Below are 11650 nucleotides of genomic sequence, written 5' to 3' on the forward strand. Positions count from 1 at the left end.
CCCTCCGCCACCCTGCGCCACCCCGCCACCCCTTGCGGTCTGCTTCGCTTGCAATGGGCGCGAATCTACGCGTCATGTCAAAAGCGAAGGAGGCGAGTTGCATGGTCAACCGACTGCGATTGAACGAGAAAGCCGTGCGGGACGCGGAACCGGCCGAGGGGCGCGACTACCAGGTCTTTGACACCGATGTGCGAGGGTTTGCGGTCTGCATCTACCGCTCGGGCAGCCGGGCGTTCACGCTGGACTATCGGCATGCCGGCCGGCAGCGGCGGATGACGATCGGACGCTGGCCGGAGTGGACGACGACGGCGGCGCGGGAACGGGCGAAGGAGCTCCGACGCGAGATCGATGCCGGAGAAGACCCGCTCGCCCAGCGCGAACAGGGCCGCGAGGCGCCGCGCTTCCAGGATCTCATTGATCGGTACGTCGAAGTGCACCTGCCGAACCTGGCTCCGACCAATGCCTCGGATCAGAGATCGATGCTGAAGAAGCTGGTGGCCCCGGACTGGGGCAACCGGCTGGTGACCGAGATCACCCCCTACGACGTCGAGAAACTGCTGAACAAGATCGCCGCCGGCCGGGCCCGGCCCTCGAAAGCCAAACCGAACAACCGGGCGCGCAAGCTGCAGGGCTCGAAGCCCACGCCGATCCGGGCCAACCGCACCGGCGAGGTGCTGCGCAAGATGTTCACCTATGCCCAGAGCTGGGGCTGGCGCGACGACAACCCGGCCTCAGGCTTCCGGCGCCGGATCGAGAATCCGCGTGAGCGGTTCCTGACCCAGCAGGAAATCCGCAGGCTGGCCGCGGCGCTAGAACGGGCCGAAGACCGGCGAGCCGCCGATATCATCCGCCTCTGCATGCTGACCGGGGCCCGGGTCGGCGAAGTGCGGCAAGCCCGGTTCGAGCATTTCAACCTTGAGCATCTCAGCTGGACGAAGCCCGCCAGCATGACCAAGCAGCGCAAGATCCACCGGCTGCCGATCTCCGACGAGGCGGCGGCGATCGTGCGTCAGCGCCAGATGCTGGTGCCCCGCGGTTCCCCGTGGCTGTTTCCCGGCGATGTGCCGGGCCAGCCGGTGAAGGAGATCCGCCGGTTCTGGATCCAGATCCAGAAGGAGGTCGGAATCCCGGACGTACGCATTCACGACCTGCGACACACCTTCGCCTCTCTTCTGGTGAGCGGTGGCGCATCGCTGGAGATGATCGGCAAGCTGCTGGGACACAGCCAGACCCAGACCACCCAGCGCTACGCCCACCTGATGGACTCGCCGCTGCGCGCTGGGGTGGACGCCGTGGCCAGCGCGTTCCGGCCGCGGCCGAAGCTGGTGCACGATGGCGTAGATGAGCGGAGGACCGGGTAGGTCCTCCATCCAAACCATTTCAAGCTCTCAGGCGGATGCCCGCAGCGATTTCCAGATCGGATTTAGCCGCCGCCTGATCGTCCGCTCGTCCGGAACGTCGCCGCTCTCCGTCTTCATCGCGAACCATTCCTGAATCCGGCCGATCCACTCGGCTTGGGTCCCCGGAACGCCGTGTTCGTGGATCCGCAGGATCTCGGCCGAGAGCGCTGCTTCCCAATCATAGGTTGAACTGGCGCCGATGTTGACGGTCGGGCGACGCAGCAGATCGCAGTCTTCCTCGAAACGATAGACATCCTCACCGCGGATCATCAGGTCGGCGATCGTGACCTCGATCCCCTCCTCGGGCTCTGTGATGAAGCGCCAGTCGGTCTCACCGGCGCCGCGGATATTCTGCAATCTCCCGGTCGACAGCGCGGTCCCCTGCCGTCGGAACATCGGCAGAATGTCCGCCACCGAAACGGATACAAAGCCAGCAAATGCCCTTGATCCACAAAGCGCCCGGCGAATCCCCGTCACGATGTCGAAATACCCGACAGCGGCCCATCCGGCGATATCGGCCATCGCGCAGTCCCAGCGCGCGGTGACTTCGTTCAGGGAATAGAATGCTCTCCGAGGCAGTGCCATGCTCAGTTCCTCCTGTCGGACACACGCAGGCAGCCCGGTGAAGCCGGGAGCGATGCGGTGTCCATGCTGTTTTGGGGCCAGCCCTCTCGCGTCCTGTTCCTTCGCCGGAATGCGCGGCCTGTTCGGGATCTGGCTGAGCCGGAATTCAGCGCCACCAATTTGATTCTGCAAGCCAACTTATCGACCGGGATTCCCAACTTTGTTCTTGACGTGTTCTGTCGTTGGCTTCCCCAGCTTGTAGGACGTTCGATCTGCGGCCAGAGGTCGCCCCTGACATCGGAACGTTAACAAAGGTTAACGATTTCAAAGGGCAAGGTAAGCCTTGCGTGGCTGCCATGCCACGTCCTCAACAAAACAAGGGGTGGTACAGGGGGTGGCGCTTTAACGCCACCTTGCGCCACCCCGCCACCCCTCTTTTCTGCCATAGGGATTCGCCGTTGTTCGCCGGCGCTGGGCGGCGTTGAACGAGGCAAGTTTCCCGCAATTCACATCTGTCCTCCCCGCGATCGGGCCTCCCATGTCGGGCATCCGCAATGATGCCGGGCCTCAAACAGCCCCGAATGCCAGAAAGCCTTGAAAACAGGGGGTGGCGCGGGGGTGGCGCCTTTGCGCCACCCTGCGCCATCCCGCCACCCCTGCCGATCTGCTCTCGCTGTCTCACGTCATCCGTCCGTGTCGGGCGGCAAACAGGAGGACAGAAATGCTTCCGGAACATCACGAGCAGGGAACGACAAATCCCAGACTTCTCTCCGGCTGGATCGGTCGCGGAGAGCTCGCCGCAGAACTGGGCGTCAGCGTCGATACCCTCGGGCGCTGGGCCGCGAGCGGTAAAGGGCCGAAATGGGTGCGCGCCGGCCGCAAGGTGCTCTACCGCCGGCGAGCCGTCGTGGACTGGCTCCAGAAGCAGGAAGAGCCGCCGGTCAAGCCGGCCCCGAAAAAGCGGGGGCGGAAATGATGCGGGCCGTGTCACTGCACCATCAGGCACCAGCCCAGCGACGCGATGAGCGGTCCCCGGCCCAGAGAGAGTGGCGCGACGACCGCCTCCGGGAAGCCAGAGGCATTCTCGCTGACGTCGCCCACCATCCGGAGAGCCTCGTCCTGCTGGCATGCGGGGTCATCGAGACCCACAGCGACGATCGTGTCGAGCGGATCGGAGCGTACGTCCTCGCAGACCTGCTGCAGTCGGAACGGGAGGTGCGGCCATGACAAAACACCGTCATCCCGAAGCCGACGCCCAGCGCGCCATCGTGCATGCACTGCGTGTCGTGCTGCCCCGCGGCTCCATCGTCCATCATTCGGCCAACGAGGTCACTTCCCACAATCGCAGCGCGAAGGCCCGGCAGGCCATCCTGCAGGGCATGGGCGTTCATCGCGGCTTTGCCGACCTGATCGTCCTCTCCGGCGGACGGGTGCTGTTCCTCGAGGTCAAGAGCCAGACCGGGCGTCTCAGCCCGGCACAGGCAGACTTCCGTGACGCCGTCCAAGACCAGGGCTTCGCCTGGGCGCTGGTGCGGTCGGTCGACGAGGCGCTGGGCGCGTTGGCCGAGCACGGCTTCACAACGCGGGCGACAACATCGCCTTCACGATCTCGTCTTGGGAGGGCTGCGCGATGAGCCACCAGGCCACCAACTGGGCGATCCTTCAGCGCGGCCTCAAGCCGACGACCAAGATCGTGCTCTGGCACCTGTGCGACCGGTATAATCCTGACTTCGGCTGTTTCCCCTCTCAGGAGCGGCTGGCCCATGACTGTGAGATCTGCCGGTCGACCCTCAACGTCCATCTCGAACATCTGGAGATGGCCGGGCTGCTGCGCCGGGTTCCGCGGACCGACCCCATCACGAAACGCCAGTTGACGACCCGCTACATCCTCGGGTTCGAGGACGGTTTTCCTGTGGATAACCCGGACTCATGTCCGGATTCCGGACAGGGAGCCGTGTCCGATTTTTGCGCCGAGCCGTGTCCGGAAAACAGCGAAAGCCGTGTCCGAAATCCGGACACTAACCCTGTAAGAGAACCTATAAGAAAACCTGTAAAGGAGGCGGGGCGCGCAAGCGCGCCTGTGGAAATTTCCAATGAGTTTTTCTCGGCGCTGCTTGAGGCCCTGGGCCACGACCCGGCCGGGGCGCTTCCCGACTGGTGGCAGGGCTGGCCTGCCCGGGAGCATGTCCGGCGGTGGCGCGACGATCTCGGGCTGACGGAAGAGCAGATCCTGACGATCGCGTCAGCCACCCGAAGGCGACATCCGATACCACCCGATGGCCCCAAGGCCCTGGACCGCGCCATGGAAAGGGCGGCCCAGCACAAGGGACAGCCCGACGGCCGGAAGCAGTCCGCGGCGAGCAATGAAGAGATCATCGGGTTCTACGCCGACTGGATCAACTCCGACCGGTATCTCGTTCCCAACTCCATCAGCGCCTCCATTCGCGATGCGCTGCTGGCGCGCGGTCTGGTGACGGAAGACCGGCTCCGCGAGCGGGGTGTGCTATGACGGTGCACCAGAACATCCCCGGCCGCAGTACGAAGGCTCGTCGGGCGCTGGGAGTGCAGGCGCTCCTGGAATGGGCCTTTCGCGTCGAGAAAGCGCAGCTCGAGCTCCCCATGCCACCGGACGAGGCCAATGAGGGTCACGGATTCGGCCTCGAATACGTCCTGCTCCAGCGCGCGCAGCTCGGCTGCCGGATCGACGGTGGTCGCTACAAGCCGGAGGCCAGCACCCACGAAGACGCCGAGACCATCGCGGCGATTGTGGCCGGCCTTCCCGATGGTCTCGGCGGCCGGCGTATGGCGATCCGTGTCGCCGAACTCGCCCGCGCTGGGCTGACCCCAGACTGGATGCCGGGCGCAGTCCCCCGCTGCGTGCCCGTCGAGACACGCCGCAACCAGCATGGTGAACGGTCGGTCACCGTCGTCGTTGGCACCGAGCAGGTATTCAACCGTGGGCGACGGCGGACGGTCGAGGTGTTGGCCTGTCCGGTGGCATGGTCGCCGCATCCCGAGCAGATCGCGGCAGCACGGCGCGCCTACGTCGAATGGTGGCAGGCGCTGGGCTGGGTCAAAGATGGCATGGCGCAATGTGATTTGCTGCGGCACCACAAAGTGACTGAGGTAATGCCCAAGGTCGATCCTTGGCAATGATTTTGTCAAGTAGATGGACATGACGGATATCGCGCAGCCAGCGCCGACTGGTCGGCGCATGGCAGCAACGGGTTCGAGCTCGATTGGACCTGCCGATCGCCGTAGCCGGCACAAGGGCCGGTCAGCGACCTCTGCCGCCGTTCCCCGAACCTGTCCCGACAGTTCCCTACTTCGCACTGCCGGGATTGGTGGAGACTTGGCCAACGCCCGCTCTCTTCCGTCCAAGATTACCTAGACATATTCATATGCAGGCACCTAACATCGACCCATCAACCGGGAGGACACAATGAAACTTACGCGCAGATACCTGATCGCTATAGGAATGATCGCATCCACGATTTCTGCCCCAGCCTTGGCGGGCCAGTCTGATGACGGAGTCAAGCGCCTGGCCCTGCAGATCAGTGACAACGATCCGGCGACCTTCAACAAGGCCCTGAATGTGGCGACGAACTTTGCGCGGGGTATGAGCGAAGCCGGCGACATGTATGAAATCGAAATCGTTGCGTTCAACGCTGGCCTGCACATGTTTCGGACCGACACGTCTCCTGTACTGGACAGGCTGCAAAGCATCTCTGAGAGCGTCCCGGATGTGACGTTCAGCGCCTGTGGAAATACTATTGCGGGGATGACCAAGAAAGAGGGTTCCGAGCCGCCGATCTCGCAACATGCCGGGGTTGTGCCCGCCGGAGTTGTCAGGCTGATGGAGCTTGATGATGAGGGTTACTACGTCATTCGGCCTTAGAACCCTGCAATTCCGTCAATCATGCTCGCACGCGCTGATCCCGGAAAGGGTATGGTCCCAGATTGGGAAAGCCCGTTGGTTGCGCGAAGCGTAACCTGGTTGGTTTCATCGAAGCTCCAGTTTGCGCGACCCCTCAAAACCCACCTGAGGGCGGACAGGTGGATGGATCGACCAAACCCGTATAGAGGCCTTGGATCATGAAGGGACATTTTTTTTCGATACTGGTTTGCATCGTCGGAGGTGCAGTTCAAACGACCGCAGATGAAGTACCTGCGGACGGCGGAATGCTCTTTGAGAAGCATTGTGCAAGATGCCACGGAACCGACGGCACGGGAAACGGAAACGCTTCTGGCAACTTGAATACACGCCCGCCCGATCTTACCAAAATAGCTGCCCGACGCGATGGTGTTTGGCCAATGCTTGAGGTCATGTCGATTGTCGATGGCTATACAAAGCAGACGACCCCACGCGAAGAGATGCCGCTTATCTCGGCTCTTACGGACGGACCGGTGGTCGAGTTCGATACAGGAAACGGTTTATTCACAGAGGTACCGGCCCGCCTCATTGCTGTGGCAAACTACCTTGAAAGCATCCAGTCGCCGAAACCGGAACGCTACGTACCGTAGGATCAGGATCTACAGGTCTTCCACCGAGGCGACAGCCGACTGCTGCGCATTCCGGTCTCGCAGGTCGGTTCCTGAAATGCCCGCTTAGCGGGCCCGTCGGCCTTTCGATGCCGCTCTTTCGTGTTGATATCGATCAACGACAGGCCCGCGCAATCGACCAAACTGGCGGCCTTTAGGTACGTGCAACCAAAAATGGGGAGGATACTATGAGGATTTTTTCAGGGATTGCTGCAATTTCTGTTGCTGCCACGGTGCTCAGCGCGATGCCGGTCCAAGCGGAAGATCTGGCGCTCGAGAATGCTGCCAGCATAGTGCGCGGAGGCCAGATTTACGACAAATGGTGGAAGGTGGTGAAGGCGGAAGAGCCCAGCAGTACCCACAGTGCTTACCCCGAAGACGGACCCAGAGACGGTTCTACCACATGGCGCTGCAAGGAATGTCACGGCTGGGATTATATTGGGCCCAAGGGACGCTATTCCTCCGGCTCGCATTTCACCGGCATCGTTGGGATTGAGGGCGCGGCTGGTGGAGATCCGGCGACAATTGCCGCAGCAATGCGTGACGAGCCACACGGCTTCGGAGCCGACCTGATCGACGATGCTGCAATGGCTGATCTGGCGAATTTCGTCTCGCATGGGCAGTTCGACATGTCGTCCTACATTTCTGACGGCAAGTCCACGGGAGATGCGGCAGTGGGTGAACCGCTCTACGCCACGCTATGTGCAGGCTGCCACGGCGCGGATGGCGCCAAGATCACCGAGATGCCACCGCTTGGCGAGATCTCCAGCAATCCGCAGGAAACCATGCACAAGATCCTGTTCGGCCAACCCGCTGAGTCTATGCCAGCGCTCTACGTGTTCGGCCCGCAGGTAGCCGCCGACATCACGGCCTATCTTCACACATTGCCGCAGTAATATGCGTTGGGCCGGGGCTTCAGCCTCGGCCTGTCCAGGCGCCGTATCGCGCCGCGTGAAGGAGCAAGCAGGGTGGCAAGCGAAACGACCCGCCAACCGGGTGTGACCCGTCGTATGTGGCGATGGCTCTGGAGTCCAACTGCCCGGTTCGGTTGGGGCGTGATTTTCGTTGCCGGCGGAATCGCCGGGGTCATGTTGTGGGGCGGGTTCAACTGGGCCATGGAGGCTTCCAACAGCCCGAAGTTCTGCCTGAGCTGCCACGAGATGGCTGACAATGTCGGTGAGGAGTGGGTGCGCTCCACCCATTACAACAACCCCTCGGGCGTGCGGGCCACTTGCGCGGATTGCCACGTTCCAAAGGACTGGTTCCCCAAGGTGGTCCGCAAGATCAAGGCCAGCCGCGAGCTTTACGGCCATTTCACAGGCGTGATTGATACACCCGAGAAATTCCGGGCTCACCGCGCGGAAATGGCCGAACGGGTCTGGGCCGAGATGACCGCGTCGGATAGCCAGGAATGCCGCAACTGCCACAGCGAGCACGCGATGAACTTCGAGGAGCAATCGGCACGCTCGCGCGAGAAGATGGTTCCGGGCATTGAAGAAGGCAAGACGTGCATCGAGTGCCACAAGGGCATAGCCCACCGGCTTCCACCGCGCGACGATTAGATACCGAAATGTCAGTGATGGAGCGCGAAACGGATAGTCGCGGCCCTTGGAAGCAAGGGCAGTACTGACGCGAAATTGGATCTTGACCAAATGTCAATTTCACACATTCTTATGTGTATGGAGGGTGAGGAACTGTTCTGGAAGAGACGTGAGATCGGCGCTCGAATAAGAAGTCGCCGCAAAGAAATGGCGCTCACGCAATGTGAACTGGCGGCTTCTCTCGGACACAAAGGTTCCAGCCGGATCAATCAGGTCGAACTCGGACGTCTGCGGCTTTATGCAGAAGAGTTGCCCAGACTTTGCAAGAAGTTGAACTGCACCTAATGCGATATCGTTGGCACAGTTGATGACGGAGAAGGATAAACCCCGCCAGACTTTTTTCTACAACAGAAGAGCGACCAACATCCCGCCGAGCCATGCATCCCGCGGCCCCTCAAAGAGAGCAATCCGACGGCCTCCTTGGCCTTCGCTGTTAGGCTTGCGCTGATGTGCCTATCCGGTTTCAGTTGAGGTCAGCGGGATAAACTTGATCGGACGAAATCGAGTAACTCCAAGCTAGCCCCGCATTCTTCCAGCCGTTCAAAACTCGCTGACCGGCCTTCGGTCCCTCCTTGGCCTTGTCCCCCTCAAACCCGTCGATGACTGAATAAACCTGTGTGTAGCCAAGGTCATAAAGAATGTTCGCCGCCCTTGCACTTCGCGAACCCGACCGACAGAGGACTACAATTGGCGTCTCCTCCGCAATGTTGTGAGCCTCAGTATAGTCCAAGAAGTCAAACTCAAACGCCGAATTCTGCTCCAGTTGATATCCCTTTTTGTCAGGGTCGTAGCTGACCGTTTGAGGCATCATCATGAGAGGAATATGAACATCGACACGGTTCGGGAGCCCGACGAAGGTTATTTCCGGGCGACTGCGTACGTCGAGCAGAACCACGTTTTCGTCATCAAGCATGTGCGCCGCCTCTGCCGAAGTCAGGTAGAGCCCTGCCTTGGTCCGTTTCTTCTCTGGAATGTCTTTTGAATCCTCTGCGTGACACGGTATCGTGAGTACCGATGCAAAAAGACTGCCAATTAAAAAAGTTCTTAGAGCCATCTTCCCAACCTCCGGAACAAAAATCTCGGGAAACATAAGCAAAGCTTACGCTGGGTCAACTTACCACAGATTCCGGCTTTCACAAAGTCGGACAACCACCGATGTGGGGGGAGGCGAAGGTCGTCTCGCTGCCAAGCTTTTCTGGCCCCCATCCGGTTGAGTGGCATCAATGAGTGTTCGAGGCAGACCTTGACCTAGATCGACCAAACATCGACATAGCGCTGAAGCACCACTTGAACACTCGGGCCTGAACGATGGGACTGTCCGCTGACTTGCCCCTCATGTGAACTGCCGCGAACGTCCGGTCTGTTTCTCAACTGGTGGTTCTTCAGTGGGTACGGACCGGGCGGCGCTGCACCGCGGAGAACGACGGCAAGGTCGGCATATTACCGGTTTGCTGGGGAGTGAAGCTTAGCTCAATCAACCCCATTGACAGAGCTGCCCCTCTTGACTCATACATCAATCATCGCAGGAGAACGCCCAGAGAACATCGCTCCGGGCGTTCTGCGTTAAGGCCCCCTCCCATGGTTCCTCCCTGGCGCATGTGTATGCGGGGGGGCTGAGCGCAGAAGATCGCCAGCGACAGTGGATTTCACCGGGGAATCCACCCGGAATCCACCTTCGCGAACGCCTCAGAAAAAGCATCTTATTTACAAACAGTTACGTTATGAATGCGGCCGCACGGGGTGGATTCTTGACCAAAACTGTAAAATCCACCTGCGGACTCCAGCTGGTGGAATCCACCTGTCGGAATCCACCCCGGGAATCCACCTTGTCACCCGGAATTCGCCCCACCTTGAGATGAAGCATCCGCCGTTGAGTCAGCTCGCCTCTTGCGGAGCATAGAAACGGATGTCGGCGACCGCGATATCGGCTTCGAACGCACGTCCGATGGCGACAATCCCGATGCGGCGGAGACGCGACAGGTTCAACGGCCGGTCCGTTCGATGCGGCGCGAACCCGGAAAAGGGCAGGAACACCGTCGTCCATGCCGGCGATGCGCGGAAGCTCTGCCGGTAGGATTCCCATGGGCGCCGAATGTCCGACGTCCGCAGGTGCAGATTGTAGGTCTGATCGTTGCCAAGCACGTCGAGCCGGATCCCGGTCCACCGACGAGCGTCCACCTCCCCGCCGGCCCGAGCGAGATTGAGGGCGACCTGCAGGAAGCCGCCGTCGTTCTCGAGGCTGACCCCGCCCTGCATGCGGATGGCATTGCGACCGGCAACTTCCTCGCGGGACATCGTGCCTGACGAGACGCCCCCCATCACCTGGTCCGAGACCAGTGCCCAGCCGTTTCCGGTTGCCGCCAGTGGCGGGTCGAAGCGAAGATCATCAATGACTTCCAGAGCCTCACTCATTGCAGGGTTCTCCTCCGTGATGTCCGTGTATCCAGGTTGGCCTGAGCAGGACGCAACACCCGACCGGGCATCGGCACGTGCGCCGGACGGGCTTGCGTTGGCTGGTCCGGTCTCCTTCAATGCGTGCAACAGGATTGAATCACAAGGGCACCAGACATGGTTCGCACGCTGACACTCCTCGGGATGCTGATGGCCGCTCCGGCGCTGGGCCAGGAAAGCCCGTCTTTCGATTGCTCCCGGGCGGAAAGCTCGGCTGAAGAGCTGATCTGCACGGACGCCGATCTGGCCGCGCTCGACCGGCGTGTCGCGGAACGCTACGCCGATGCACTGGACGCTGTCCGGGGACTGGATGCGGGCGCAAAGGAAGCCGAAGACACCCTTCGCGCCTACCAGCGTGGCTGGATCAAGGGTCGGGATGAGTGCTGGAAATCCGAAGATCTCCGCGATTGCGTCCGGTTTTCCTATCTGCGGCGTGAAGGCGAACTGGTCGCCGAGTGGCTACTGGAGGACCCCACGGGCATCGCGTTCTGGGCCTGCGGCGGCAATTCCGCGAACGAGGTTGTCACATACTTTTTCGACACCGAGCTGCCGAGCGTCCGTTTCGAGCGCGGCGACACGATCGATACGGGCTCTCTGGCGCCAGCAGGATCAGGCTCGAAATACGAGGGGAGCTTCGGCCGATCCATCTGGATCAAGGGCGAGGCAGCGACCTATCGTGAGCCGGACCCGGATGGCAGCACGTTCGAGTGTGTCCTGGCCCGACAGGAATGAGCCGCTGCCGTCGCCGCAATGCTGGCAAACTCCCGCCGGCCTGGCAGACGGCGGGAGTCAGGTTGCCCGGGCTCGTTTGTCAGCCGGTTTGCACCCTGTAGACGCGGCCACGATCGGCAGTCCGCTCACAAATCACCGTCAGCCCGAGCTTCTTGCGCAGCGTACCCGAGATCGTGCCCCGGACCGTATGCGCCTGCCAGCCGGTCGCTTTGGAAATCTCGACGATGGTGGCCCCGTCGGGATCCGAGAGCATCTCGATCAGCCGGACCTGCTTGGTTCCGGCGCGCGGTGCACTGGGCATAGAGGAGGCGAGCTCCGGCTCGGAGCTGCGCCGGTTCAGCCGGCTGCGGATCTCGGCCA

15 protein-coding genes are annotated in these 11650 nt (G+C 61.5%); 10 read left to right on the forward strand and 5 right to left on the reverse strand.

Annotated elements, in window-relative coordinates:
* Positions 1–101 precede the first annotated feature (101 nt).
* The gene (locus tag AX756_RS23800) at positions 102–1361 is read left to right on the forward strand and encodes a tyrosine-type recombinase/integrase (protein WP_068318140.1); all 1260 of its coding nucleotides are present in this window, start codon (positions 102–104) and stop codon (positions 1359–1361) included.
* A gap of 27 nt (positions 1362–1388) precedes the next feature.
* Here the strand turns inward: AX756_RS23800 and AX756_RS23805 are convergent, their stop codons facing one another.
* Positions 1389–1985: a hypothetical protein gene (locus AX756_RS23805; RefSeq protein WP_068318143.1), complete on the reverse strand. Its 597-nt coding sequence runs from the start codon at positions 1983–1985 to the stop codon at positions 1389–1391.
* Between the two features lie 700 nt (positions 1986–2685).
* Here AX756_RS23805 and AX756_RS23810 point away from each other — a divergent pair.
* Positions 2686–2940: a helix-turn-helix transcriptional regulator gene (locus AX756_RS23810; RefSeq protein ID WP_068318147.1), complete on the forward strand. Its 255-nt coding sequence runs from the start codon at positions 2686–2688 to the stop codon at positions 2938–2940.
* 11 nt (positions 2941–2951) lie between these two features.
* On the opposite strand, the gene AX756_RS25905 is transcribed toward AX756_RS23810, so the two are convergent.
* On the reverse strand, positions 2952–3194 hold the full coding sequence (locus AX756_RS25905) for a hypothetical protein (RefSeq protein WP_156461663.1): 243 nt from the start codon (positions 3192–3194) through the stop codon (positions 2952–2954).
* On the opposite strand from AX756_RS25905, the gene AX756_RS23820 reads away from it, so the two are divergent.
* The 7 genes from AX756_RS23820 (at position 3188) to AX756_RS23850 (ending at position 8068) form a co-directional block, all read left to right on the forward strand.
* On the forward strand, positions 3188–3598 hold the full coding sequence (locus AX756_RS23820) for a VRR-NUC domain-containing protein (RefSeq protein WP_068318153.1): 411 nt from the start codon (positions 3188–3190) through the stop codon (positions 3596–3598). The two genes, AX756_RS25905 and AX756_RS23820, sit on opposite strands and share 7 nt — an antisense overlap.
* Entirely contained in the window at positions 3595–4473 is an 879-nt protein-coding gene (locus tag AX756_RS23825) for a helix-turn-helix domain-containing protein (protein ID WP_068318156.1), read from the forward strand. The genes AX756_RS23820 and AX756_RS23825 overlap by 4 nt, the downstream gene beginning before the upstream one ends.
* A complete protein-coding gene (locus AX756_RS23830; protein WP_068318158.1) occupies positions 4470–5120 on the forward strand; it encodes a hypothetical protein in 651 nt (216 codons plus the stop codon). Before AX756_RS23825 ends, AX756_RS23830 begins: the two co-directional genes overlap by 4 nt.
* Before the next feature lie 286 nt (positions 5121–5406).
* Positions 5407–5862, forward strand: coding sequence for a DsrE family protein (locus AX756_RS23835; protein ID WP_231701167.1), 456 nt, complete (start codon positions 5407–5409; stop codon positions 5860–5862).
* Positions 5863–6059: 197 nt separating this feature from the next.
* Positions 6060–6488, forward strand: a complete 429-nt coding sequence (locus AX756_RS25370; RefSeq protein ID WP_082739342.1) for a c-type cytochrome — start codon at positions 6060–6062, stop codon at positions 6486–6488.
* 206 nt (positions 6489–6694) lie between these two features.
* The gene (locus tag AX756_RS23845; RefSeq protein WP_068318164.1) at positions 6695–7402 is read left to right on the forward strand and encodes a c-type cytochrome; all 708 of its coding nucleotides are present in this window, start codon (positions 6695–6697) and stop codon (positions 7400–7402) included.
* 72 nt (positions 7403–7474) lie between these two features.
* A complete protein-coding gene (locus AX756_RS23850; protein WP_231701168.1) occupies positions 7475–8068 on the forward strand; it encodes a NapC/NirT family cytochrome c in 594 nt (197 codons plus the stop codon).
* Positions 8069–8570: 502 nt separating this feature from the next.
* Here AX756_RS23850 and AX756_RS23855 read toward each other — a convergent pair.
* Together AX756_RS23855 and AX756_RS23860 are read right to left on the reverse strand one after the other, a co-directional pair.
* Positions 8571–9161 (reverse strand): rhodanese-like domain-containing protein, encoded by a 591-nt coding sequence (locus tag AX756_RS23855; protein ID WP_163886926.1) that lies wholly within the window; start codon positions 9159–9161, stop codon positions 8571–8573.
* Between the two features lie 821 nt (positions 9162–9982).
* Positions 9983–10519: a CIA30 family protein gene (locus AX756_RS23860; protein ID WP_068318173.1), complete on the reverse strand. Its 537-nt coding sequence runs from the start codon at positions 10517–10519 to the stop codon at positions 9983–9985.
* Between the two features lie 156 nt (positions 10520–10675).
* Here AX756_RS23860 and AX756_RS23865 point away from each other — a divergent pair, with 156 nt between their 5' ends.
* Complete coding sequence (locus AX756_RS23865; RefSeq protein ID WP_068318176.1) at positions 10676–11290, forward strand: lysozyme inhibitor LprI family protein; 615 nt, start codon at positions 10676–10678, stop codon at positions 11288–11290.
* Positions 11291–11369: 79 nt separating this feature from the next.
* Here AX756_RS23865 and AX756_RS23870 read toward each other — a convergent pair.
* Positions 11370–11650 (reverse strand): DUF3489 domain-containing protein (locus AX756_RS23870; protein ID WP_156461665.1); only part of this gene is annotated, 281 nt, incomplete at its 5' end.

This window comes from Aliiruegeria sabulilitoris, assembly GCF_001558155.1.
Lineage (GTDB): Bacteria > Pseudomonadota > Alphaproteobacteria > Rhodobacterales > Rhodobacteraceae > Tropicimonas > Tropicimonas sabulilitoris.

Excerpts from the sequence above, each read along its gene's own strand:
- AX756_RS23820 (WP_068318153.1), top strand. The coding sequence starts at position 3,188 with ATGACAAAACACCGTCATCCCGAAGCCGACGCCCAGCGCGCCATCGTG.
- AX756_RS23800 (WP_068318140.1), top strand. The coding sequence starts at position 102 with ATGGTCAACCGACTGCGATTGAACGAGAAAGCCGTGCGGGACGCGGAA.
- AX756_RS23865 (WP_068318176.1), top strand. The coding sequence starts at position 10,676 with ATGGTTCGCACGCTGACACTCCTCGGGATGCTGATGGCCGCTCCGGCG.
- AX756_RS23810 (WP_068318147.1), top strand. The coding sequence starts at position 2,686 with ATGCTTCCGGAACATCACGAGCAGGGAACGACAAATCCCAGACTTCTC.
- AX756_RS23825 (WP_068318156.1), top strand. The coding sequence starts at position 3,595 with ATGAGCCACCAGGCCACCAACTGGGCGATCCTTCAGCGCGGCCTCAAG.
- AX756_RS23830 (WP_068318158.1), top strand. The coding sequence starts at position 4,470 with ATGACGGTGCACCAGAACATCCCCGGCCGCAGTACGAAGGCTCGTCGG.
- AX756_RS23835 (WP_231701167.1), top strand. The coding sequence starts at position 5,407 with ATGAAACTTACGCGCAGATACCTGATCGCTATAGGAATGATCGCATCC.
- AX756_RS23845 (WP_068318164.1), top strand. The coding sequence starts at position 6,695 with ATGAGGATTTTTTCAGGGATTGCTGCAATTTCTGTTGCTGCCACGGTG.
- AX756_RS23805 (WP_068318143.1), bottom strand. The coding sequence starts at position 1,985 with ATGGCACTGCCTCGGAGAGCATTCTATTCCCTGAACGAAGTCACCGCG.
- AX756_RS23855 (WP_163886926.1), bottom strand. The coding sequence starts at position 9,161 with ATGGCTCTAAGAACTTTTTTAATTGGCAGTCTTTTTGCATCGGTACTC.
- AX756_RS23860 (WP_068318173.1), bottom strand. The coding sequence starts at position 10,519 with ATGAGTGAGGCTCTGGAAGTCATTGATGATCTTCGCTTCGACCCGCCA.
- AX756_RS25370 (WP_082739342.1), top strand. The coding sequence starts at position 6,060 with ATGAAGGGACATTTTTTTTCGATACTGGTTTGCATCGTCGGAGGTGCA.